24 protein-coding genes are annotated in these 23,531 nt (G+C 60.7%); 17 read left to right on the top strand and 7 right to left on the bottom strand.

The window, feature by feature from the left end; translation table 11 throughout:
• The 5 genes from nusG to rplL form a co-directional block, all read left to right on the top strand.
• The coding region (nusG, locus tag NCN06_RS09235; RefSeq protein ID WP_250398877.1) for a transcription termination/antitermination protein NusG at window positions 1-181 on the top strand (181 nt) is incomplete at its 5' end.
• A gap of 110 nt (window positions 182-291) precedes the next feature.
• Window positions 292-717, top strand: a complete 426-nt coding sequence (gene rplK, locus NCN06_RS09240) for a 50S ribosomal protein L11 (protein ID WP_006851160.1) — start codon at window positions 292-294, stop codon at window positions 715-717.
• 71 nt (window positions 718-788) lie between these two features.
• Window positions 789-1,496: a 50S ribosomal protein L1 gene (gene rplA, locus NCN06_RS09245; protein WP_226397438.1), complete on the top strand. Its 708-nt coding sequence runs from the start codon at window positions 789-791 to the stop codon at window positions 1,494-1,496.
• A gap of 238 nt (window positions 1,497-1,734) precedes the next feature.
• Window positions 1,735-2,262, top strand: coding sequence for a 50S ribosomal protein L10 (gene rplJ, locus NCN06_RS09250; protein ID WP_006851480.1), 528 nt, complete (start codon window positions 1,735-1,737; stop codon window positions 2,260-2,262).
• Between the two features lie 54 nt (window positions 2,263-2,316).
• On the top strand, window positions 2,317-2,709 hold the full coding sequence (gene rplL / locus NCN06_RS09255; RefSeq protein WP_115024546.1) for a 50S ribosomal protein L7/L12: 393 nt from the start codon (window positions 2,317-2,319) through the stop codon (window positions 2,707-2,709).
• A gap of 273 nt (window positions 2,710-2,982) precedes the next feature.
• Here the strand turns inward: rplL and NCN06_RS09260 are convergent, their stop codons facing one another.
• Complete coding sequence (locus NCN06_RS09260; protein ID WP_226397437.1) at window positions 2,983-3,723, bottom strand: DUF3747 domain-containing protein; 741 nt, start codon at window positions 3,721-3,723, stop codon at window positions 2,983-2,985.
• 51 nt (window positions 3,724-3,774) lie between these two features.
• Between NCN06_RS09260 and rnhA the strand changes: the two genes are divergently transcribed.
• From rnhA to NCN06_RS09290, 6 genes are all read left to right on the top strand, one after another.
• Window positions 3,775-4,533, top strand: coding sequence for a ribonuclease HI (gene rnhA, locus NCN06_RS09265; RefSeq protein WP_226397436.1), 759 nt, complete (start codon window positions 3,775-3,777; stop codon window positions 4,531-4,533).
• 8 nt (window positions 4,534-4,541) lie between these two features.
• Window positions 4,542-5,723 carry a quinone-dependent dihydroorotate dehydrogenase gene (locus tag NCN06_RS09270; RefSeq protein ID WP_226397435.1) on the top strand — a complete coding sequence of 394 codons (1,182 nt, stop codon included), beginning with the start codon at window positions 4,542-4,544 and terminating at the stop codon, window positions 5,721-5,723.
• 114 nt (window positions 5,724-5,837) lie between these two features.
• Window positions 5,838-6,764, top strand: coding sequence for a hypothetical protein (locus NCN06_RS09275; RefSeq protein WP_226397434.1), 927 nt, complete (start codon window positions 5,838-5,840; stop codon window positions 6,762-6,764).
• A complete protein-coding gene (locus tag NCN06_RS09280; RefSeq protein WP_226397433.1) occupies window positions 6,761-7,441 on the top strand; it encodes a PilN domain-containing protein in 681 nt (226 codons plus the stop codon). Before NCN06_RS09275 ends, NCN06_RS09280 begins: the two co-directional genes overlap by 4 nt.
• Window positions 7,438-8,172, top strand: coding sequence for a hypothetical protein (locus NCN06_RS09285; RefSeq protein ID WP_226397432.1), 735 nt, complete (start codon window positions 7,438-7,440; stop codon window positions 8,170-8,172). The genes NCN06_RS09280 and NCN06_RS09285 overlap by 4 nt, the downstream gene beginning before the upstream one ends.
• Before the next feature lie 234 nt (window positions 8,173-8,406).
• A complete protein-coding gene (locus NCN06_RS09290) occupies window positions 8,407-10,542 on the top strand; it encodes a secretin GspD/PilQ domain-containing protein (protein WP_250398878.1) in 2,136 nt (711 codons plus the stop codon).
• A gap of 7 nt (window positions 10,543-10,549) precedes the next feature.
• Here the strand turns inward: NCN06_RS09290 and NCN06_RS09295 are convergent, their stop codons facing one another.
• A complete protein-coding gene (locus NCN06_RS09295) occupies window positions 10,550-11,323 on the bottom strand; it encodes a pentapeptide repeat-containing protein (protein WP_226397430.1) in 774 nt (257 codons plus the stop codon).
• A gap of 49 nt (window positions 11,324-11,372) precedes the next feature.
• Between NCN06_RS09295 and NCN06_RS09300 the strand changes: the two genes are divergently transcribed.
• Window positions 11,373-12,446: a threonine-phosphate decarboxylase gene (locus NCN06_RS09300; RefSeq protein ID WP_226397429.1), complete on the top strand. Its 1,074-nt coding sequence runs from the start codon at window positions 11,373-11,375 to the stop codon at window positions 12,444-12,446.
• A gap of 1 nt (window position 12,447) precedes the next feature.
• Here the strand turns inward: NCN06_RS09300 and murG are convergent, their stop codons facing one another.
• Window positions 12,448-13,524, bottom strand: coding sequence for an undecaprenyldiphospho-muramoylpentapeptide beta-N-acetylglucosaminyltransferase (murG, locus tag NCN06_RS09305; protein WP_226397428.1), 1,077 nt, complete (start codon window positions 13,522-13,524; stop codon window positions 12,448-12,450).
• A 58-nt stretch (window positions 13,525-13,582) separates the two neighbouring features.
• On the opposite strand from murG, the gene NCN06_RS09310 reads away from it, so the two are divergent.
• Entirely contained in the window at window positions 13,583-14,335 is a 753-nt protein-coding gene (locus tag NCN06_RS09310) for a DUF8623 domain-containing protein (protein ID WP_226397427.1), read from the top strand.
• On the opposite strand, the gene NCN06_RS09315 is transcribed toward NCN06_RS09310, so the two are convergent.
• A complete protein-coding gene (locus NCN06_RS09315) occupies window positions 14,332-15,219 on the bottom strand; it encodes an NAD(P)-dependent oxidoreductase (RefSeq protein WP_226397426.1) in 888 nt (295 codons plus the stop codon). The genes NCN06_RS09310 and NCN06_RS09315 overlap by 4 nt on opposite strands.
• A gap of 72 nt (window positions 15,220-15,291) precedes the next feature.
• Between NCN06_RS09315 and NCN06_RS09320 the strand changes: the two genes are divergently transcribed.
• Entirely contained in the window at window positions 15,292-15,660 is a 369-nt protein-coding gene (locus NCN06_RS09320; protein WP_226397425.1) for a hypothetical protein, read from the top strand.
• Between the two features lie 8 nt (window positions 15,661-15,668).
• On the opposite strand, the gene NCN06_RS09325 is transcribed toward NCN06_RS09320, so the two are convergent.
• Window positions 15,669-16,874 (bottom strand): phosphoglycerate kinase, encoded by a 1,206-nt coding sequence (locus NCN06_RS09325; protein WP_226397424.1) that lies wholly within the window; start codon window positions 16,872-16,874, stop codon window positions 15,669-15,671.
• A 118-nt stretch (window positions 16,875-16,992) separates the two neighbouring features.
• Here NCN06_RS09325 and ylqF point away from each other — a divergent pair, with 118 nt between their 5' ends.
• Together ylqF and NCN06_RS09335 are read left to right on the top strand one after the other, a co-directional pair.
• Window positions 16,993-17,859, top strand: coding sequence for a ribosome biogenesis GTPase YlqF (ylqF, locus tag NCN06_RS09330; protein ID WP_226397423.1), 867 nt, complete (start codon window positions 16,993-16,995; stop codon window positions 17,857-17,859).
• Window positions 17,856-18,857 carry an RluA family pseudouridine synthase gene (locus tag NCN06_RS09335; RefSeq protein WP_226397422.1) on the top strand — a complete coding sequence of 334 codons (1,002 nt, stop codon included), beginning with the start codon at window positions 17,856-17,858 and terminating at the stop codon, window positions 18,855-18,857. The genes ylqF and NCN06_RS09335 overlap by 4 nt, the downstream gene beginning before the upstream one ends.
• A 209-nt stretch (window positions 18,858-19,066) precedes the next feature.
• Here the strand turns inward: NCN06_RS09335 and NCN06_RS09340 are convergent, their stop codons facing one another.
• Complete coding sequence (locus NCN06_RS09340) at window positions 19,067-20,707, bottom strand: dipeptide ABC transporter ATP-binding protein (RefSeq protein WP_226397421.1); 1,641 nt, start codon at window positions 20,705-20,707, stop codon at window positions 19,067-19,069.
• A 20-nt stretch (window positions 20,708-20,727) separates the two neighbouring features.
• On the opposite strand from NCN06_RS09340, the gene NCN06_RS09345 reads away from it, so the two are divergent.
• Window positions 20,728-23,061, top strand: a complete 2,334-nt coding sequence (locus NCN06_RS09345) for a RelA/SpoT family protein (RefSeq protein ID WP_226397420.1) — start codon at window positions 20,728-20,730, stop codon at window positions 23,059-23,061.
• Here the strand turns inward: NCN06_RS09345 and NCN06_RS09350 are convergent.
• On the bottom strand, window positions 23,058-23,531 hold the full coding sequence (locus tag NCN06_RS09350) for a DUF2062 domain-containing protein (protein ID WP_250398879.1): 474 nt from the start codon (window positions 23,529-23,531) through the stop codon (window positions 23,058-23,060). The two genes, NCN06_RS09345 and NCN06_RS09350, sit on opposite strands and share 4 nt — an antisense overlap.

Consider the following 23,531-nt stretch of genomic DNA (forward strand, 5'->3'; position numbering starts at 1 on the left):
CGTCAAGGTGGATCTGACCGAAGGCGATCAAATTTTGGTGACGGCGGGTCCGTTCAAGGATTTCCAGGGAGAGGTGATCGAGGTGTCCGGCGAGCGCAACAAGCTCAAGGCCCTGCTCTCCATCTTTCGTCGAGAGACGCCGGTTGAACTGGAGTTTTCTCAGATCAGCAAACAGAACTGATCCATGCGGCGGCCGTCTCCCTGCGGAGGGCGGCCTCAGGAGTGGGCAACCATTCCGCCGCACCCGACCCGAGGGTCTGGTGATCCGCAGCTGTCCAAACCACCCAGCCGATGGCCAAGAAAGTCGTAGCTGTGATCAAGCTGGCCCTAGATGCCGGCAAAGCAAACCCCGCGCCGCCGGTGGGCCCTGCCCTCGGTCAGCACGGTGTGAACATCATGATGTTCTGCAAGGAGTACAACGCTCGGACGCAGGACAAGGCCGGTTATGTGATTCCGGTGGAGATCTCGGTATTTGAAGACCGCAGCTTCACCTTCATCACCAAGACGCCTCCGGCGTCGGTGTTGATCACCAAGGCCGCGAAGATCCAAAAGGGATCCGGTGAGTCTGCCAAGGGCAGTGTTGGATCGATCAGTCGGGCTCAGCTCGAGGAAATCGCCAAGACCAAGCTCCCTGACCTCAACTGCACCAGCGTTGAGTCCGCTATGCGGATCATCGAAGGCACCGCCCGCAACATGGGCGTTTCCATCAGCGACTGACGTCGCTGCATCTCTTCTCCAACCCATTCGGGGGAGACATCGCTGATGTCGCCTGAACCCCACCTCTGAACATGCCCAAAATCTCTAAGCGCCTGGCCAGCCTGGCCGGCAAGATCGAGGAACGTGCTTACGCCCCCCTCGAGGCGATTGCCCTGGTAAAGGACAACGCCAACGCGAAATTCGACGAGACGATGGAGGCCCATGTGCGCCTCGGCATCGATCCCAAGTACACCGACCAGCAGCTGCGCACCACTGTGGCCCTGCCCAATGGCACCGGCCAGAGCGTGCGCATCGCTGTGGTGACCCGTGGTGAGAAGGTGGCTGAAGCCAAGGCCGCGGGTGCTGAACTCGCCGGTGAAGAAGAACTGGTGGAAACCATCAGCAAGGGCGAAATGGATTTCGACCTGCTGATCGCTACCCCAGACATGATGCCCAAGGTGGCCAAGTTGGGTCGGGTCCTCGGCCCCCGCGGCTTGATGCCCAACCCCAAGGCGGGCACCGTCACCACGGATCTTGCGGCTGCGATTAAGGAATTCAAGGCCGGCAAACTTGAATTCCGTGCCGACCGCACCGGCATCGTCCATGTCCGTTTCGGCAAGGCCAGCTTCAGTCCTGAGGCCCTGCTTGAGAACCTCAAGACGTTGCAAGAGACCATTGACCGCAACAAGCCCAGTGGTGCCAAAGGCCGTTACTGGAAGTCCCTGTATGTGACCTCCACCATGGGGCCCTCCGTTGAGGTCGATTTCTCTGCCCTGCAGGACATTGAGCAGGGGAGCTGATCAGGCTCTCCTCTACACTCAACCTTTGGCGAAAGCCAAATCGGGCACGCGCCCGGCCAGAGACAGCAGGATGTCTCTGGGCATGACGTCAGTCATTCCCATTGATGTAATCCCTGCCGAGGCAGACGCGACACGGTTTTGTCCCATTCGGGGTTGGATCGGCACGCGGCCTCGTCTTCGTTCAGAAGACTCGATCGGCCGTGTGCCCGGCTTGTTCCTTTGATCCGATCCAATCCCTATGGGCCGCACGCTGGAGAACAAGCAGCAGATCGTCGGAGAGCTCAAGGAGCTCCTCGCCGACGCCGAACTGGCACTTGTCCTTGATTTCAAGGGCCTGTCCATCAAGGAGATGTCTGACCTGCGGGATCGTCTGCGGGCCAGCGACAGCGTTTGCAAGGTGACCAAAAACACCTTGATGCGCCGTGCCATTGATGGCGACAGCAACTGGGCCAGCCTCGACTCCCTGCTGACCGGTACCAACGCCTTCGTCCTGGTGAAGGGCGATGTTGGTGCTGGTGTGAAGGCCGTTCAGACCTTCCAGAAGGAACTCAAAAAGTCCGAGACCAAGGGCGGCCTTTTCGAAGGCAAGCTTCTGTCGCAGGACGAGATTAAAGCCATTGCTGATCTCCCCTCCAAGGAGCAGCTCATGGCTCAGATCGCCGGTGCCATCAACGCCGTGGCCACGAAGGTCGCTGTGGGCATCAACGAGGTTCCCTCTGGTATGGCCAGGGCGCTCAAGCAGCACGCCGAAGGCGGCGAAGGCTGATTCGGCTCTGCCGAGACCACTGTTCATTGATCTGTTGCTTCCCCTTTCAAAACCATGTCTGCAAAAACCGACGAAATTCTCGAATCGCTGAAATCCCTCTCCCTGCTTGAAGCTTCCGAGCTCGTTAAGCAGATCGAAGAGGCTTTCGGTGTGTCTGCCGCAGCATCTGCTGGTGTTGTGATGGCTGCCCCCGGCGCTGCTGGTGGTGGCGGTGGCGAAGCCGCTGAGGAGAAGTCTGAATTCGACGTCATCCTCGAAAGCTTCGACGCTGCAGCCAAGATCAAGGTCCTCAAGGCCGTCCGCAACGCCACCGGCCTCGGCCTCGGCGATGCCAAGGCTCTGGTGGAAGCTGCCCCCAAGCCCGTCAAGGAAGGCATCTCCAAGGCCGACGCCGAAGCTCTCAAGAAAGAGATCGAAGAAGCAGGCGGCAAGGTCACCCTCAAGTGATCGCCTAGGGAGAGGGCATGCCCCTCTCCCCCGCTTGTTGTCGCTCAGCCACCGGTCCCTCGTGGGCCGGTTTTTTTATGTTTTTCGGCTGCCAACAAAAAAGCCCCGCCAAAGGCGGAGCTTTCGTCGAGAGGAACACGTTCAGGAGTCTGTCCTTGTTTCGACCCTGAAGAGGCGTTCAGCACTCCTCACACAAATGCAAACTAAGAGCGAGGATTTGATTGTCAGCCCCTTTCTGGTCGCTCTCTCGACTGGCACTGTGCCGGTTTGCCGTCAACGGCCGTAGGGAATCACCTGCAATCGAATCGGGCCACTGCTAACGATGCGGCTGGCTGTTGTTCGACCTGCTCTTCTGCGCGTTGGTCTTGCGGCAGGGAGGGGAGGTGGTGCGACCGGTGGCATCGGCGTTCCCAATCGCCTGAATCCGGAACGTTGGCCATGGCTGCTGGCCCGTGCGAGCAGCAGGTTCACCGGTGCCTTGTGGGCAAAGTACAGATGGTTCAGCTTGCGCCCTTGGTAAACGCGCCGTTCCAGTGCCCAGCCAGGTTCCAGTTGCAGGGGGACGAATCCGTTGGGATCACGACGGTGGACCGGGGCCTGCCCGACCAGGAGTGGTGCCCGTTGCTGGGGGTCGAGGGCCTCAAGTTTCAGTGATGCGCCGGATTGTTTGAGACGGAAGCGGAAGCGGGTTCCGAGATCTTGGTCATCGCTGCGCAACGAGTAGCCATTGCTGTCCAGGTAGCGCTTGCAGATTCTGGTGAAGTCGAAGCGATTCAGGCTGGGCTCCACCAGTCCGTCCTGGCGTGGCGTCCAGCAGCGCGGTTGGGGCTTGATTTGTTCCAGAACCAGCAATTTCCACTGGGCCCTCCCAACGGGTTGTGCGAGTACAGCGAAGCGCTCCTGTGGAACTGCTGTGCTCTCAAACAGGGGCCGCGCCGCGCCCTCCTGCGGTAGGCCAGCGCCCATCAGCCCCACGGCAGTCAGGCCGGCAGCCCGCAGGTAGGTTCGGCTCATGCACGGTGACGCCAGAAACTGTGTTGTACCGAACAGTGTTGGGACAGATCAATGGCCGAAGGACGGGGACGTGTCGTGGCTGCAGCGACGGACGGCGCCTGCAGCGGCAACCCAGGTCCGGGAGGTTGGGGCGCGTTGTTGCGTTTCGAAGACGGCAGTGTTGAGGAATTCGGGGGCCATGCGCCCGACACCACCAACAACCGCATGGAATTGCAGGCGGCTTTGGAGGTGTTGCAACGCCTTGAGCAGCTGCCCCGTCATCCGGACCTCACTCTGCGTACCGACAGCAAATACCTGATTGATGGGCTGGGCTCCTGGATCAAAGGCTGGAAGCGCAAAGGCTGGAAGACGGCTGCCGGCAAGCCAGTGCTCAATCAGGATCTCTGGAAGGCTCTGGATGCCGCCCGCTTGGATGACGTCCCGCTGCGGTACGTCAAAGGCCATAGCGGCGATCCAGACAATGAACGGGTGGATCGCATCGCTGTGGCGTTCTCCCATGCCGTCCAGCCGGATTTAGCCCTGCAGCAGGGATCATCCGAGCCGCCGTCTGCGGAGGCTGCTCTAGAGGCTGCCCCAGAGGCCGCTCCCAAGCCTTTGCTGCAGTTGTTGTCACGATTGGAGTTGGCGGATCGCTTGGCGCAGGGCGGATACAGCCTGTCGTTGCTGGAGCTGGCGCAGCTGGTGGAACAGCCGTTCAAACAGCTGGAAACCAAGCGGGAGAGCTGGATCTGGAGGGACTGGACTGTCCATCCCCAGGAGGATGGCCGCTGGACCCTGCAACGCCGCGAGGCAGGATCAGGACAGTCCTGAGGCAGAGCATGTCGCCGTCCTCTTCGGCCGGACCGCTCAGCAGCGGTGTCTTCTATCAACGTTGGCTTGGCCCGGTCTTGGCGCGAGACGACGGTCTGGATGCTGAACAGCTATCGCGTACAGCGCTCACGGCGCTGGCTCAGGCCAGCCTGCGGCGTCGTTGGCCAGGGGTGTCCACGGTGCTCGATGGCGTGGCGGCTGATCTGCAACGGCGTGATCTGCGCTTGGAGCAGATGTTGTTTGGCTGCCGTTTCCCCAACCCGGTGGGCTTGGCAGCGGGATTCGACAAAAACGGCGTGGCGGCTGGTATCTGGGATCGCTTCGGCTTTGGTTTCGCTGAAGTGGGCACGGTGACCTGGCATGGCCAGCCGGGCAACCCCAAACCACGCCTGTTTCGTTTGGCGGAAGAACAGGCAGCGTTGAACCGGATGGGATTTAACAACGATGGTGCCAAGGCGCTGTTGAAAACCCTGGAGCGACAACGTTTGGACCCGCCGGGTCGTCGTCCATCTGTTCTGGGGATCAATGTCGGTAAATCCAAGATCACAGACCTGGAGCAGGCTCCGGATGACTACGCGGCCTCCCTGGAGTTGTTGTCTCCTTTGGCGGACTACGCAGTGATCAACGTCAGCTCCCCCAACACCCCCGGGCTGCGGGATCTGCAAGACACCACCCAGCTGCGACGGCTTGTGGAGCGGCTGCGACGCCTGGCGGCCTGCCCTCCGCTGCTGGTGAAAATCGCGCCGGATTTGGATGATGAGTCGATTGATGCCATTGCTCGCCTGGCCTTTGAGGAAGGCCTGGCTGGCGTGATCGCTGTCAACACCAGTCTCAATCGGCTTGGCCTGGAGCAACGGCGTCTGCCTCAGACGGGACGCACCCTGGCGGAGGAGGCCGGTGGCCTCAGCGGTGCCCCCCTGCGTCACCGAGCTCAGGAGGTGGTTCGTCGGTTACGGGCCAGTGCCGGCCCTGCGTTGCCGTTGATCGGCGTGGGTGGGATTGACTCCGCGCAAGCCGCCTGGGAGCGCATAACCGCAGGTGCCTCCCTGGTGCAGCTCTACACCGGTTGGATCTTTCAGGGGCCGGATCTGGTGCCGCGGATTCTGGAGGGTCTGCTGTTGCAGTTGGATCGCCATGGCCTCCGCAACATTGCGGAGGCATCCGGCAGCGGTTTGCCCTGGCAGGACTGAACTGGATGCATCAAAGCCATCTCATCTGCTTGATGTTGTGCCTTTGAATGTCTCTTTGGGAGAGTGATTCAAGCGGGTGATCGTCGATAGCATGAAGACAGTGGAAAGAGTTGTGTGCCACTGCCTGCTCTCGCTGAGCTGCCTCAACTCACAGCATTGAGCTTGGCTTGGCGGCGGCTTGTCGAGATCAAGCCGGTGTTGATCACAGTGACGAACACGCGCTTGGTGTGTTGTTGGGACAAGGGGGGGCGTTGGTGGCAACGCGTTGTCGACTGGCCCGATGGTGTGTGTCGTGATGGTGTGCCGCTGCAACGGGAAGCGGTTGGTGAGTTCATCGCTGATTTGATCTTTGACTGCGATCTTCCCGGGGCAGAACTTGTTCTTTGTCTCCCCCTGCGCGCTGCTGCCTGGTGCGTGGTCGACGGCTACGGATTGGATGGGGCGCCTGGCGTGTTGCCCCCGTCCTTGCCGTCTGTCGACCTGCCGTTTGATCTTGCTGACAGTTACGTCACGTCCTCGCCGATGCAGGACGCTTTGGCAGTGGTGGGTGTGCCCCGTTCGTTGATTCAAGGCTGGAGTGAGGTTGCTGAACTCGCTGATTTGCCCCTGCGCCGCGTTGATTGGTCTCTGACGGCAGCCCAGCGGTCCTTACAGCAACTCACGCAGGCGTGGGATGGCGATCTGGCTTGGCTCGTGGTGGAGGAGCAGAGCATTCGTTTGGTGTTGCTTCGCCAGAGGGTTTCTGAGGTTGACCACCTCCTTGAAGCGGATGAGCCTGTTGCCTGTCAACGCGAGATTCGGGCCTGTGTGGCTGCTTGGCAGGCTCATGTGGCCACGCCACCACCACTTGGATGGTGGTTTTCGGTGAAGGTGGAGCAGGTCGATGCGTGGTTGCCTCTGGTTGAGGGTGCGGCAGGAGAGTGCTGCTTGAACCAGCCCTTGCCCGCTTTGGCCGAATCGTGGGATGAAGCCGCTGCTGTTGATGCGCTTTCACCCTTTCAGCATTTGGCGCTGTTGGCTCTGCAAGAGGAGGAGCGATGACGGAGCGTCAGGCTTGGCCCAAGCCGGATTTATTGCAGCAACGCCGGGTTGAGCTCGGCTTGCCGTTTGAGCCGGCACCGGTTCCGTCAATGCTGTCCCTTCTCTTGAAGGGGGGCATCAGTGCGGTGGTGTTGGTGATGCTGTCGTTGCTTGCCGTGTTGGTATTGCAGCATCGTCAACAGGTGGTGCAGGGCGAGGTTGCTGCCCTCAATCCCGTGGAGAAGCGTGTTGGTGACGCCAAGGCACGGCTCAAAGCGCTGACCTCGCGCCGGTCCACCTTGGAGCAGCAGACGCAATCCATCGCCGAACAATTGGTGGCGCTGCGTTCGGGGTCGGCGTTGCTGGAGCAGTTGCGACAGGTCACGCCTCAGGATGTACGCCTTGTGTCGGTCGACGCCAACCCATCCAAGTTGGCGATCCAGGGGGAAGCCCAAGGAAGAGATGCCTTTGAACGGATCAATGCTTTGGATCTCAACCTTGAAGCGTTGTCGGGGATGCTCCCCGATGGAACAACTGTGGTGAAAGCTCAGGCCAACCAGGATGGACTGATTGCGTTCACTCTCGAGGCCAAGCTCGATCGAACAAGCAAACCCACACCGGCACAGTTGCGTGGCCTTGGTGCCGAAGGCTTGGCTCGTCGTTTGGAGTTGCTTCAAGACGAAGGGGTGTTGCCATGACCAATCTGTTGGCGACTCCACGCCAGCGATGGTTCACGCGGGGCCGCCTTTTGGTGGGCCTGCCCCTTGGGGTGGGTGCTGTGGTGAGCGCTGTCGTTGTGTTGGGGGCGGTGTTACCTGCTGTTCAGTCAGCGCGGGATTTGGAACAAAGGCGGGACGCCTTGCTCAGTCTTCAACGCATTCGTCCTGCCTTGGAACTCCAGCTTCCCCAAGCGGAGGCTGAACTTCGGGTTGCGGAAGAAATGCAGGCTGTCTTGGTGGGTTTGCTGGCCGGGCGTGAGAGTGTGCAGACCTTCTTAGCGCTGTTGAATCAACAGGCAGTGGCATCGGGTGTGCAGTTGCAGCGCTACGAACCGCTCAAAACGGCAGTGCCAAACGCTGCTGCCGAGGAGGGCTCATCGCCGCGGAAGCACAAGCAATCCAAGGGGAAAACTGAGCTGCCGCCAGATCCTTGGCACGATCTTGGCTATCGAAAGACATCTGTTGCTCTTGAAGTCAGCGGCCCGTTCGGCGGTTTGCACACCTTTTTGCAGCGGATGGAAGCGCTGGAGTTGCCGGTCGAAAGCAGTGAACTTGAACTCAAGGCGGTGGTCGAGAAAAAAGATAAAAAAGATGCTGATTCAGCCCAGTCCGCTGTGATTCGAACGCAGCTCACGTTGAAGCTGAGTTTCTACGACTTAGCCCCTAGCGCGGATCCTCCACCAGATGTCTCCGCTTCATCTCTGTCATGAGCTGGTGCATATCAATATCGATCGATACCATTCCCTCAACACAGTTGGATAGTGAAGGGCAAGGTGAGGAGCTTCGTAGTTCGACGCATACTTCCTCTTGCCATCGCTCTTGGGATTGGTACACCCAGCACAGAGCTGTTTGCACTGGTCGCCGCCCCGCAGGCTGTGGCTCGATCGCCTGTTGCGTTGAGACTGCGCCAATCTGGCAACCGTGTCGATCTAATCGTGACGGGAGTGGGTGAAGACACCCGCGTCATTGGCAAATCGCTTTCTCCCCACCGTTGGCAGGGGCGGTTCCAGGTCGCATCAACACTCTCTTTGAGCGCACCGCAAGAGGCGACATTGTCATCGGCAGGACTTCGATCTGTTCGTCTCAGTCAGAACAACGCGTCTGAGCTTGAACTTGTGGTGACGACCTTAAGCGAAGGGTTGCTCTCTCGGCCCCAGATCAGTGCGAATGGAAAAGATTTAATCGTTACCTTTGTTGGGCTACGGGGGGTTGAGCAAGCTTCGACGACAGGTCAACTTGATCTTCGTCAGCCTGGAAGAGTTGCTCAGTCCAGCTTTGTTCCACCAATGCGGGAGCGTGCTTCTGCGCCGCCTCTTGGTGACATAGCGGTTGGGACCATGCTTGTCAATCAGAAAAGTTTGATTGCTGCTTCAGGGCCACCTGTCACTCTGGCCTTGAATAATGCTCCAGCAAAAAATGCGTTGATGTCTCTAGCAAGGTTGGGCGGGCTCGGTTTTGTGTACGTCAATCCAAGAGCGTCTTCCGAAGATCAGAATAATCAAGATCAGGATTCAACTCGTTTGGTCAGTTTGGCATTTAAAGATGAACCTTTCGGTCGTGCATTAAATAGTGTACTGCTTGCTTCGGGGCTCCAAGCCAAATTGGAGGGCAGGACCTTGTTGGTCGGTGAGACCTTGGAGTCAAGCGGTCTCGGCCCCCAGATGTCGAAGGTGTTTCGTTTGAACCAAGCGAAAACAGATACTGCGGCTAATTATCTTTCGAGCTTGGGTGCTCAGATGAGCAAGGTGAGGCAGATTGAGGTGACACGAGGAGAAGCGGCATCCGCTGATACGTCTGAGTTGAGTGCCCAGGTATCTCAAACAAAGCAGTTTTTAAGTGAAGTGGAAACGATTGCTGCTCAAAAGGGTCCTTTGCTTGGATTAGTTGGTACAACCGATGGACGTTTAGGCACTGTCACGCTTGTTGGCGAATCCCGCTTGATTGCATTGGCTGAAAGTTATCTGAGGCAAATTGATTTGCGTCAGAGGCAAGTTGCTATCAAAGTGCAAATTATTAGTGTGAAATTGGATAATGAAAAGACGCTTGAATCAAGCTTCTCATCTCGTATGGGTAATACTTTTATTGTCAGTGATAGTGGAAAGGGGCATCTCAATTTTGGGGACTACAAGCCTGGTGGCTCTGATGGGACTGGGCTATATGGGGAAGGAGTGTCGGGTGTTCCTGGAACATATCCCTTGTCTGGAAAAGTTCCGCGGCAGCGTGTTATTGATCCAACGCTTCAAAAGCAGGTCGTTGCTCCTTTTGTCGCCCCTAATGGTGAGCAAATTTTTGTTCCTGTTGATCCGGATGATCCAGTCTATGCCTATGACTCTCAAGGCAGGCCGATTTATGTTCCTGACACGAATCCAGGCTCGCCTCAGGTATTGCATCCTGTATACGACAAGAAAGGAAGGCCTAAGTACGTAAGCTCTGCTGATCAGTATAGGCAGCCGAGTAATTCTTTCTACAGTTATCTTGAAGCAAAAATTCAATCTCGAAGTGCAAAAATATTGGCTCAGCCGACGCTATTGGTTGGGGAAGGTCAGACTTCCGCGACCAAGACTGGGCTGGAAGTTGTTACCAATATAGTGCGCAATGTCGAAAGGGATGAGGACGGTACTGTGACCGATGTGTCAACGACCTATCAAAAAGAAACTGCCGGGCTCACTCTCACTGTTGGTGTTGACAAGATTGACGACAATGGATTTGTGTCGATGAGTGTTCTCCCAAGATTGGGATTTCCGGTCTCTGCAGGGGAGCGAGACGGAATTCCATTCTTCAATATTGATGCACGTGAGTTGGTCGCTAAGGGCATCCGTTTGCGAGATCAGCAGACTCTTATTGTCAGCGGTGTAATGTCCGAAAGGCAGACTGAAAGTGTTACGAAGTGGCCCATTTTGGGAGACCTGCCGTTAATCGGTAGCCTTTTTAGGGGGTCGTCTTCCACAAGAACAAAAGAAGAGCTTGTGATTGTCGTCACCCCATATATTTTAAATGATGATCAAGGTGGAGCATATGGCTATGGCTATGTCCCAGGGACCCAACAGGTCAGGACAGTTTTAGGCGCTGGTTATCGCTAAACTCGGCCTAAGGTGAAATCAGTCGTAGAGCAAGTGGCGCAAGTGTTTGAAAAGCTTTAATTGTCCCTGAGATGGCCACTGAACCGATTCCATTGCCTTGATGTGAGCTTTCGTCCGCAGGTGCATCAACGTTTTTACTGGCCAGCTCTAGTTGCTTAGATTTGATTAAATCTCCATTGTTTTTGAAGAGCTGGCTTGCATATTTTAAATCTTGTGATGCTCGTTTGTTGTCGCCGAGTTCTCCTCGACACAGCCCCCGGGCGACCCAACTCAATGGTTCGCTTGGCGCTACGGCAAGCGCGCTACTGAACAGCTCTTCAGCTCGTTTCCATTGGCTTTGTTCTGCAGCTGCGACGCCGGCATTGTGGAGAGATGCATGGCTGAGCACATCTTTTGCAATCCCTTGGGCCCCCTGCCAGTGAGTCTGTTCGAGAGCCCCGTCATCGAGCTGAGCTCCACTGAGGTCGGCATGGCGCAGGTCTGTTCCGTAAAGCGTGCTGCCCCTCAGATCAGCGCCGCGCAGGGAAGCCCCCCGGAGGTTGGTGAACTGCAGGTTGCTCTTCCGCAGATCTGCTCCGTCAAGGCGTGCCTGTCCGAGGTTGGCGCGTTGTAGTTGGGCACGCTGAAGGTCGGCATCGCGGAGGTCGGCGTGGACAAGATCCAGATCTGCAAGGTGACAGTCCGGACAATTTCGTTGCTGCAGCAAAACAATTAGGTCGTCTGCTCGTGCCGCCAATGGTGCAGCGAGGAGCAGTGTGAACAGCAGCACTCGGGCTGGCATCGGCAGTGGGCCACTCTGGTGATGTCTCTGCGTTCTATCGGGAGTCGGGATGGGCGTCGACCTACGCCATGGCGGCAACCGCGAAGTAGCCGCCGCAAGGTTGAACTGCAGGCCATCGCAGTTACTGGATGCCAGTGCCTCCCTTACTCCCTGGAGCCCGAGCTGCTCCCGTATCCCCCTAGTTGCCATCCGCGACTACCCCGATCGTGGTCAGACGTCCCTCCGCCAGGCGATGGCGGGCTTGCATGGCGTGGATCCTGATGCTGTGCTTCCTGGCAACGGGGCAGCTGAGTTGTTCACCTGGGCGGCGCGCGACGCTGCTGCTGCTGGCGTCAGTGCGCTTCTCGCTCCCGGGTTCGCCGACTACCGGCGGGCTTTGAAGTGTTGGAACGCTTCTCGGATCGACGGGTCCTTGGCATTGACCTGGGATCACGCCGGCCCGCTGGTGCATCCCGCCCTGAAGGGGGCTGTGTTGTGGATCTGCAATCCCCACAATCCCACCGGTCAGCTCTGGAGCCGTGCCTCGTTGGAGCCGCTGTTGGAGCGCTATGCACTGGTGATCTGCGATGAGGCGTTCCTGCCCCTGGTCCCCAATGGCGAACAGCAGTCGCTGATTCCGTTGGTGGCCGACCACTCCAATCTGGTGGTGATCCGCAGCCTCACCAAGCTGTATGGCATCGCCGGGCTTCGGCTGGGTTACGCCGTTGCGCACCCGCAGCGGCTGCAGCGTTGGTCTGAGTGGCGGGATCCCTGGCCTGTGAATGGCATCGCTTTGGCTGTTGGCGAAAGGTTGTTGGCATCGCCTCGGCGTTACCGCCGTTGGTGTGAGCGGGTTCAGCGTTGGGTGGCCATAGAAGGCGCCTGGATGCAGCAGCAGTTAGCGGCGCTGCCTGGCATCACCCCCATGCCGTCGGCGGTGAATTACCTGCTGATTCGCGCCAACAGCTCCCTGGTGCCGTTGCGGGAAGCGATGGAGCAGCGGTATCGCATCCTTCTTCGCGATTGCCGCTCCTTCGAGGGCTTGGGTGAAACCTGGCTACGGATCGGGTTGCAATCTCGCCGCAACAACCGCCGCATCGTCAGGGCGTTGCGTGAGGAGTTGCAGCGCAACCCTCTGACTTGACTCAGTCCACCAGCGTCTGAAGCAAGGCAGCCAGTTGCCGCTCGGCATCCCGTTCCGCCAGGGCCTGCATGCCTTCACGCATCTGGGCCAGGGGATCGGAGGCAGCATTGGTTGGCCCCAGCCGTGCTGCCAGGAGCCTTTGAACAGTGTTCAACAACACGGGCTGATCCGGCTGGTGTTGATGCACGATCACGGCAGCACCCAGAGACGCGGCGCAGGCGGCATTGGCCTCCTGATGTTGATCTGCCGCCTGCGGGAACGGCACCAGCACGCTGGGAGTCCCGCAAACCGCTAGTTCACTGAGGCTGCCGGCCCCCGCGCGGCTGATGGCCAGGTCGGCATGTTGCAGCAGCCCGGGAATCTCGTCGCTGAAGCGGCGTTCCACCAGCTGTGGATGCTGCAGCTGCTCGATGTCGGGATCGTTGTCGCCGGTGAGGTGCACCACCCGGCAGCCCTGCTCCAACAGGGCCGGCACCGCAGCACGCACCATGCGGTTCAAGCCCACCGCGCCTTGACTGCCGCCCATCACCAGCAACAGTGGGCCTTCGCCCGAGGGGACCCAGGCCGGCAAGGGTTGCGCTGCCAGGAAGCTGGAACGCACTGGCGTGCCGGTCAGTACCGGCTGGCTGCCGGGGATGCGCTTGGCGGCAGCGGGGAGGCCAATGGCCACGGCGCTGCAGAAGCGACCCAGCAACCGCGTGACGCGCCCCGGGATGGCATTGGATTCATGCAGCACCACGGGAATGCCGCACCAGCGCGCCGCAAGGATCGCCGGGGCAGCGATGTAGCCGCCGGTGGTGAAGACCACATCGATCGCGTTCCGGCGGATCACCCGCCGCACGCTGACGCTGGCCAGCAACAGACGCAGCAGCTGCAGCAACTTGGTCAGCCCACGCCCCTGCAGGCCGCCGGCGTTCACGCACACCAAGCCAAAGCGTTCGGGCACCAGGCGCGTTTCGAGTCGATCGGGCACCCCAAGCCAGCGCACGGGCCACTGGTCTTCAACGGCTTCTGCAACAGCCAGAGCTGGAAAGAGATGGCCGCCGGTGCCGCTGGCAGCAATCAGAAGCCGGGTCATCGCGTCGGCCGTCTCCGCTCACCACGCCTAACTTAATTGGGTTGTTGCGTTCCGGCCCGTGCGTCGTTTCCTGGGAGCCACGCTGGTGTCGGCCATAGCGCTGGTGCTATCTCCGGTCCATGCCCTTGAGCAGCCCGGTCGTGAGGGCAGTGCGGTGGAGAGCTTCAGCTCGCGTCTGCAAACGGTGTTGAACAGCAGCGGTCCTGCGAGTGGTGCCCCTACGGCGTTCGACACGGTGGCCAGCGTTGAGCTGCAGCCCGTATTGGCCCAGCGCTATCAGCGATTTCGTCAGGATTTCCCTGAGGTCACCTGGCAGGTGGAGCCTGCAGAGCCAACGCCGGATGGCCGTCAGACCCTCACCTTGAGGGTGCGTGGTGCAGCCGAATCCGAGGGGCTGAACTACGCCTTGGAAGCCTCGGAGCAGATTGCGATTCGTCTGGAGGGGGGGCAGCTGGTGGAGCAAGAACTGTTGGCACAGCAGTCGTTGCTGCGCAGCGGTGAACGCCCGTTGGCCGTCAACGTCTCGATCCCCGATGTGGTGCTGACCGGCAGTCGCTACGACATTGATCTGGTGGTTGAAGAGCCGCTGGGCCAGGCACTGGTGGCGGGCGGCTTGCTCGACCTCACCGATGAGCAGTTGTCGGCTCAGATTCGCCCCAATCTGCCGCTGGCGCCTTTGGGTGGTGGTGGCTTGTTCAAGAGCGTTCAGGCACCACAGCAACCTGGTTCACAAACTTGGGCCGTGATGCTGGTGCATCCCGATGGGGTGGTGACGGCCACCAAGCGGGTGCGCGTGGTCAACAGCCATTAGCTCTCTCCCATCGCAGGGTTCCAGCGATGCAGAGCCGACACGTCCTCATCGCCATGGCCGCCGTTGATCAGATCGAGTTCCAGCTGTTCCACCAGCGTCGTCACGGGGAGATCCAGTTTGACTGCTCTGGCTGTGTCGAGGGCGATACCGAGATCCTTGCGATGCAGGCTGAGCCGGAAGCCGAGGGGGTAGCTGCCTTCAAGCATTGCGGTGCTGCGATGCTCCAGAGCCCAGGACCCGGCTGCTCCGTTTTTGAGGGCGTCGACCACCATTGGCATGGGTAGATCCAGGCGCTGGCCCAGGGCCACTGCCTCAGCCACGGCGGCATAGCTGCCGGCCACCAGCACCTGGTTCACCGCCTTAACCTGCTGCCCTCGTCCCACGCTGCCGAAGTGGTGGATGGAGGAGCCGATCACCTCGAGAATCGGCCGAACACGCTCGAGCGGCTCGGTGGCTCCTCCAACCAGCACTGTGAGGCTGCCGCGTTTGGCGCCCTCCGTGCCGCCGGTGACCGGGGCATCCAGGTAATGGACGTTCTGGCGTGCCAGGCGCTCCGCACAGCGTTCGGCTGTGGCGGGAGCAATGGTGGAGCAATCCAGCACCACGCTGCCGGTGGTGAGTTGTGACGCAGCTCCGTGGGGTCCGAACAAGACCTCCTCAACGGCTTCGTCGTCGCTGACGCACAGAAGAAGAACGTCAACGCCGGCGCTGGCCTCGGCTGGGCTGGAACATCGAGTTGCACCCTCGAGCTCTGGCCTGGTTTCGGCTTTGCGGCTGCGGGTGTGCACCCTCAGCCGCAAGCCGGCGCGGTGCAGGTTGATTGCCATCGGCAAGCCGAGCGCTCCTAGCCCCACGAAGCCGAGGCTTAAGTCAGATCTGGTCATGACTCATGGCAGACCATTCAGATCCTGATTGATAAGTGTCACCAGAATGGATGCATTGCGAAGGCTTCATCCATGCGCATCTCCAACGCTTCTCTGGCTCTGGCTGCACTGATGGCAGCACCGGTCATGACGATGGCCCCATCGGCAATGGCTGGGCGGGATCAGTCCCCCGAGCAGAGCCAGGTTCTATTCCAGGCCCGTAAGACCTGGTTCAAAGACAACTACCAGCGTCGACTGGATCTCCTGCAAAGCCATCAGCTCTGTGTTGATTCGGCAGCATCCGCGAATGCGATCAAGACGTGTCGTAAGGACATGAAAAAAGCCCGGAAGTCCCTCAAGCAGGACTACCGGGCATACGTGAACAAAGTGCGGAATCAGCTGGGGCTTCCGGCGCGCACCGGCAAGAAGCGCGATGCCAAAGGCAGGAAGCTCCAGGCCTGAACGTCTGATCAGGCGGCGTCGAGGGCAGCCACACCAGGCAGCACCTTGCCTTCCAGCAGTTCAAGGCTGGCGCCGCCACCGGTGGAGATGTGAGACATCTTCTCGGCCAGGCCAGCCTTCTCAACGGCTGCAACGGAGTCACCGCCGCCGATGATCGTGCAGCAGCCCTTGCCGCTCAGGTCCGCCAGGGTGGTGGCGATGGCGTTGGTGCCAGCAGCGAACTTGTCGAACTCGAACACGCCCATGGGGCCGTTCCAGATCACGGTCTGGCAATCCGCCAGGGCGTCCTGGAACACCTTGATCGAGTCGGGGCCGATGTCGAGGCCCATCCAGCCATCAGGGATGGCGTTGATGTCAGCGATCTGACTGTTGGCGTCGGGGGCGAAGTTGTCGGCCAGCATCACATCGGTAGGAAGCAGCAGCTGCACGCCCTTGGCCTTGGCCTTGGCTTCCAGCTCCTTGGCCAGTTCCAGCTTGTCCTCTTCCACCAGGCTCTTGCCCACTGAGAGGCCGCGGGCCTTGTAGAAGGTGAAGATCATGCCGCCGCCGATCAGCACCTTGTCGCACTTGTCGATCAGGGCCTCGAGCACGCCGATCTTGGAGCTCACCTTGGAGCCACCGACGATGGCGGCCAAGGGACGCTTGGGCTCGTCGACAGCACCCTGCAGGTACTGAAGCTCCTTCTCCATCAAGAAGCCGGCGACGGAGGGCTTGAGGAACTTGGTCACGCCTTCGGTGGAGGCATGGGCACGGTGGGCGGCGCCGAAGGCGTCGTTCACATACACGTCAGCCAGACCAGACAGTTTCTCGGCGAAGCCTGCTTCGTTCTTCTCTTCTTCAGCGAAGAAGCGAACGTTCTCCAGCAGCACCACATCGCCGTTGGCCATAGCGCCCACCTTGGCTTCGGCATCAGGGCCGATGCAGCTGTCGGTCTTGGTTACGGATTTGCCCAGCAGTTCGCTCAGGCGAGCCGCCACGGGGGTCAGGCGCATGGCGTCGTTGACCTGGCCCTTGGGACGGCCGAAGTGAGCAGAAAGGATCACCTTGGCGCCCTTGCTGATCAGGTCTTTGATCGTGGGCAGGGCGGCACGGATGCGGGTGTCGTCGGTGATCGCACCGGCATCGTTCAGGGGCACGTTGAAGTCAACCCGCACGAGAACGCGTTTGCCGCTCAGGTCGCCGGCTTGGAGGCTGGCCAGGGAACGCTTCGCCATAGGGTTGTCTCGTGCGGTAAGAAAACGGGGTGACATTAACCCGTGTGAAGGGCGATAGCGCCGGCGAGTTCAATGTGAATGTGTTTCAGCGGGCCACCTGTTCTGTGCGTTTGCGTTTGTGAGCACCCCAACGATTCAGTGGTACCCCGGCCACATCGCGAAGGCGGAGCAGCAGCTCAAACGCCATCTCGACAAGGTGGATCTGGTGATTGAGGTCCGCGATGCCCGGATTCCTCTTGCCACAGGTCACCCCCATCTCAACCGCTGGCTGAAGGGCAAGCAGCACCTCTTGGTGATCAATCGGCGTGACATGGTCACAGCGGCCGCCAAGGAGGCCTGGGAGGCCTGGTTCAAGGCCCAGGGTCAGAAGACGGTTTGGTGTGATGCCAAGGCCGGTACTGGGGTGAAGCAGGTGCAGCAGGCCGCGATCCGTGCCGGAGATCAGCTCAACGAACGCCGTCGCAACCGGGGCATGCGGCCCAGGCCGGTGCGGGCCCTCACCCTCGGATTTCCCAACGTGGGCAAGTCCGCATTGATCAATCGTTTGGTGAGGCAGAAGGTGGTGGCCAGTGCCCGGCGGGCGGGGGTGACGCGAACCCTGCGCTGGGTGCGGCTGGGGCAAGACCTGGATCTCCTTGATGCACCAGGGGTTCTGCCCCCCCGGCTCGATAACCAGCAAGCGGCCCTGCGGCTCGCCCTTTGTGACGACATCGGCCAGGCCGCCTACGACGGTGAACTGGTGGCTCAGGCCTTTCTGCAGCTGTTGATTGATGCCGAATCGCAGGCCGCAGCCGGAGTGACGCTCCCGCTCCTGCAGGAGCGTTATGGCATTCCATTGAGCGGTGAAACGGCGGACCCCGCCCTTTGGCTGGAGGCCGCAGCGTCCCGCCACACCTCTGGGGAAACAGCGCGCATGGCCCAGCGGCTGCTGGATGATTTCCGTAAATCGGCCCTCGGCAGCATCGCCCTGGAGCTGCCGGCATGAGTCCGCAGTGGAAGCGTCCTCCGCTGCCGGAAGAGACCTTTACCGATCGCTTTGGGGAGGGTGAGGGAGAGCTGCTCACGCTGACGTATCCCAAACCGCTGCCGATGCGGCTGGACCGTTGGCTGGTCAGTCAGCGCACGGAGCAGAGCAGAGCCCGGATTCAGAAGTTCATCGACGCGGGGTATGTGCGCGTCAACGGCAAGACCGGCAAGGCCAAAACACCGTTGCGTCAGGGCGACGAAGTGCAGCTGTGGATGCCGCCCCCGGAACCGTTGCCTTATCTCAAGCCAGAGCCGATGGATCTGGATGTGCTGTTTGAAGACGATCATCTGATCGTGCTCAACAAGCCCGCAGGTCTGACGGTGCACCCGGCACCGGGCAACAAGGACGGCACCTTGGTGAATGGTCTGCTGCATCACTGCCCGGATCTGCCTGGGATCAGCGGCAAGCTGCGCCCGGGGATTGTCCACCGTCTCGACAAAGACACCACCGGCTGCATCGTGATCGCCAAGAGCCAGGAGGCCCTGGTGCGGTTGCAGGTTCAGATCCAGAAACGGATCGCTTCCCGTGAGTACTTCGCCGTTGTCCACGGTGTGCCCGACGGCGACTCCGGCTCGATCGTCGGCGCCATCGGTCGTCATCCGGTGGATCGCAAGAAGTACGCCGTGGTGAGCACTGAAAACGGTCGTTACGCCTGCACCCACTGGACCCTGGTGGAGCGTCTCGGGGACTACTCACTTCTGCGGTTCAAGCTCGACACCGGGCGGACCCATCAGATTCGCGTCCACTGCGCCCACATCAATCACCCCGTGGTGGGGGATCCCACCTACAGCCGCTGCCGCAAATTGCCGATCGAACTGCCCGGCCAAGCGCTGCATGCCGTGCAGTTGGGGCTGGACCATCCAATCAGTCGCGAACGGATGGTGTTTGAGGCACCCCTCCCGCCTGTGTTGGAGAAGTTATTGGGGGTGTTGCGGCGGCGCGCCGCGTCGGGTTGATGGGGAGAGTTGCAGGTTTAGTGGCGCACTCGACAAGTGCTGAATCCGCTTTTTTATGGTGAATAATCCACAGGCCGATCGATGGTCATACGGGTTCGTTGCAACAGAACTTGGGTCTCCGCTTTGATCCGTTCCGTGCGCCGTGAGGTGCTTCCTGCTGCCTTGCGCCGGCACCTGATCGTGGTTGACCTTTCACAGACTGCCTGAGTTCAGCGGGGCAGCCTTGGGCAGGCCTCCACCAGCGTCTGGCTGATCGGTGCCTGAGGTGCGCTGAAGATCCGGTCCCCTGGGCCCTCCTCAACCACCTTTCCCTTGTCCAGCACCATCACCCGGTGACAGAACCCACTGGCCACCGAGAGGTCGTGGGTGATGAACACGATCGCAAGGCCCAGCTCCTGCTGCAGCTCCCTCAGTAAGCCCAGAACATCCGCCTGCACTTCCGCATCAAGCATGCTGACGCTCTCATCGCAGATCAGCACCTTGGGCTTCAAGGCCAGGGCGCGCGCGATCGCCACCCGCTGTTGCTGGCCACCGGAGAGCTGCTTTGGCAGGCGCTCCTGAAACTGTTCTGCCGGGCTGAGTCCGACCCGTTCCAGTAGGCGTCGGGCTTCCTCCCGGGCTGCAGCTTTGGAGCAGATGCCATGGATCAGCAATGGATCGGCGATGGCATCAGCCACCTGCAGGGCGGGGTTCAGGCAGGCCAGAGGGTCTTGAAACACCATCTGAAGGGCCCGACGGGCTGACCGCAGCGCTTCTCCGCGGAGGCTCAGCAGAGCCTGGCCGAGCAGGTCGACCCGTCCGCCGCGGATGGGATTGAGCCCCATCAAGGCCCGGCAGAGGGTGCTTTTGCCACAGCCGGATGCTCCGACAACTCCCAGGCTTTCCCCGGCCCTGAGCTCGAAACTCACCCCATCCACTGCCTTAAGCCAGACAGGAGACCAAGGCGCGCCACCCACGGCATGCCAGCAGCGCAGTTCCTCCACCTTCAGCACGCTGCTGTTGTCAGGACGCGCCGGCGACCTCCCACCTTCCCGGGCCTGTGCTGCGGCGACCAGGCGTTGCCCCACGGACGACTTCGGCCTGGTGAGCAGCTGATGGCTGGGGCCGTCCTCCACCTTGCGTCCGTTGTCGAGCATCGCCATGCGGTCGCACCAGCGGGCGGCCATGGCCAGGTCATGGCTGATCAGCAGCAAGGCACTGCCCAGTTCTTTGCAGAGACCGCTGAGCTCCGCCATCACCTGCCCTGCTACAGCCACATCCAGGCTGGTGGTGGGTTCATCGGCGATCAGCAGCGGCGGTTCCAGGGCAATCGCCAGGGCAATGGCCAGGCGTTGTCGCATGCCACCGCTGAGCTCATGGGGGTAGGCGCGGAAGCGGTTGGCACCGATGCCCACCCGCTCCAGCAGCTCTCGGGCCCGTTCTTGGTGGGCCGTGTTGCTGGTGTCAGGCCGGTGGGCCTTGAGGGTGTCGATCAGATGTCCCCCCACGGTCATCAGCGGATTCATCCGCGTCATCGGGTCCTGGAACACCAGACCCACCGCCTCACCGCGCAGCTGTCGCAACTGCGGTCGCCTGAGCTGGCGTGGATCCTGGCCGGTTAAGTCCAGCCGTCCTTCACAGACGGTTCCCCGCGGCAGCAGCTGCATCACGGCGCGGGCCACGGTGCTTTTGCCGCATCCGGAAGATCCCACCAAGGCCAGGGTCTCCCCGGGCTCGAGGCTCAAATTCAGCCCATCCAGCGTCCAGCACTCACTGCCGGGGTAGCGCAGTCGCAGCTGTTCGAGTTCCAGAACAGGCCGGCCCATGAACAGTGCGGCAGGAAAGACGGGAGGTCCTGCACTGAATACCATGGATTGATCCGCTGGGTCGGATGCTCAACGCCGCCTCAACACCCAAAGAGCCCCGAACCAGCACTGGTTCGGCTGCGGTGGCGTGTGTGTTGCCAGAAGTCCGGCGCCATCCCATCCGCCATCCGGATGACTACGACATCTCTCTGCCGGACTGGTTGAGGGAGTGCATCGCCAATGTGCCGCCCGGCATCGGTCAGAGCTGCCCTACGGATTCTGAGGCGCTGCTGGTGTCGGCCTTCGATTTCGGTTTTCAGCTCCATGAGGGACAGTTCCGGGCCAGTGGTGACCCCTACATCGTTCATCCGGTGGCGGTGGCGGATCTGTTGCGGGATATCGGCGCCAGTGCCCCCGTGATTGCTGCTGGGTTCCTCCATGACGTGGTCGAGGACACCGACGTCACCCCCGATCAGATCGAGCAGTACTTCGGTTCAGAGGTGCGTGAACTGGTGGAGGGTGTCACCAAGCTCGGCGGAATTCACTTCAACGACCGCACGGAAGCTCAGGCGGAGAACCTGCGGCGGATGTTCCTGGCGATGGCCAGCGACATCCGCGTGGTGTTGGTGAAGCTGGCGGACCGGTTGCACAACATGCGCACCCTTGGTGCTCTGAAGGAGGAAAAGCGCCAGCGGATCGCCCGTGAAACGCGCGAGATCTATGCACCCCTCGCCAACCGGCTCGGCATTGGCCGCTTCAAGTGGGAGCTGGAGGATCTGGCGTTCAAATTGCTGGAACCGGAAGCCTTCCGTGAGATTCAAGAGGAGGTGGCGACCAAGCGCAGCGAGCGGGAGGAACGGCTCGGTGTCACGGTGGGGCTGCTGAATGAGCGGCTGGAACGAGCTGGCTTAGAGCACTGCGAGGTGACGGGTCGTCCCAAGCATCTCTATGGCATCTGGAGCAAGATGCAGCGTCAGCAGAAGGAGTTCAACGAGATCTACGACGTGGCGGCGTTGCGGATTCTCACCACCAATGTCGAAAGCTGTTACCGCGCGCTGGCGGTGGTTCACGACACCTTTCGTCCGATTCCTGGTCGGTTCAAGGACTACATCGGGTTGCCGAAACCCAATGGGTATCAATCCCTCCATACGGCGGTCATCGGTCGGCATCGCCCGATCGAAGTGCAGATCCGCACCCTTGAAATGCACCATGTGGCCGAATTCGGGATTGCGGCTCACTGGAAATACAAAGAAGGAGGCTCGCCGGCCAGCAGCAGCAGTGATGCGGAGCGGTTCAACTGGCTACGTCAGCTGGTGGATTGGCAACAGGAAGGCGGAAATGACGATCACAACGACTACCTCTCGTCGATCAAGGAAGACCTGTTTGACGAAGAGGTGTTCGTGTTCACACCGAAGGGTGATCTGCTCGGTTTGCGCAAGGGGGCAACCGCTGTCGACTTCGCCTATCGCATCCACTCCGAAGTGGGCGACCACTGCCATGGCGTCCGTATCAATGATCGGCTCTGCCCCCTGGCTACACCACTGCAAAACGGCGATTTCGTTCAGGTGCTCACCAGCAAGACGGCTCACCCCAGCCTGGATTGGTTGAACTTTGTGGCCACGCCGACGGCGCGTAATCGCATTCGTCAGTGGTACAAGCGCAGCCACCGTGATGAAACGATTGAGCGGGGTAAGGATCTGCTGGAGCGGGAGCTGGGGCGTGATGGCTTCGATGCCCTGCTGAACAGTGAGGCGATGCAGCGGGTGGCGCAACGTTGCAATGTGCCCACCACCGAGGATCTGCTGGCATCACTGGGGTTCGGTGATGTGACGCTGCAGCAAGCGCTCAACCGTCTGCGGGAGGAGATGCGCCTGCTGGCGGAACAGCAGCAGGCGCCGCCCAGCAATGAGGAGGTGGCGATGGCTCTGGTGCCATCGCGGGATGTCGCGCCGGATCGTTCTGGAGGCGAAGGGGCGATCCTGGGGCTGGAGGGATTGGATTACCGCCTAGGAGGCTGCTGCAGCCCGCTGCCGGGCGAATTGATCGTGGGCACGGTGGCCCTCGGCAACCACGGCATCACCATTCACCGGCAGGACTGCTCCAATGTGGAGACGATTCCGCGGGAACGGCGTCTGCCCGTGCGCTGGAACACCACCCACGCCGAACGGGAGAAGCAACGCTTCCCGGTGCAGCTGCGGATCGAAGTGATCGATCGCGTCGGCATCCTCAAGGACATCCTGATGCGTCTCTCCGATGGCGCCATCAACGTCAGTGATGCCAGGGTGACCACCGCAGCGGGCCGGCCCGCCCGCATTGATCTGCGGGTTGAGTTGGACGGTGCGGATCAGCTCAGCCGCACGATGGACCAGATCCGCTCGATGGCGGATGTGATCGGGATTGCTCGGGTGGGAACGGGTTAGCGACTGCTGCTCACCACAGGACGGGCCCCGCGCCGCACAAACAGGCGGTAGGCCATCCAGCCGCTGGCGATGGCCAGCATCATCCCCACAACGGTCGAGCCCAGCAGGATGCGTTGGGTGAAGTCCCAGCCCTGGGACCACAGGCTGCTGCGATTGAGCTCCGCCAGGTTGATCCCGCCTCGGCCAGGGCCCAGCAGCTGACAGCCCACCAGATAGTTGAACCAGTAGAGGGGCAGGTAGGTGAGGGGATTGCTCACCAGGGTGCCGGCGGCGGCGAGAAGGTGGTTACCACGCACCACGGTGGCGACGCCCACGCTGAGGAAAATCTGCAGCCCGAAGAAGGGGTAGCAGCCGCAGAACACGCCGGCGGCTAGGCCGCGGGCCCGTTGGGCTGGTGTTCCTTCCTGTTTCCACAGCCAGAGGACCCCGCGGCGCATCCGGAGGCGACTGAGGCGCAGCAACCGGCGCAT

It is taken from the genome of Synechococcus sp. MU1648 (assembly GCF_023630615.1).
In the GTDB taxonomy this organism is placed as follows: Bacteria; Cyanobacteriota; Cyanobacteriia; order PCC-6307; family Cyanobiaceae; genus Parasynechococcus.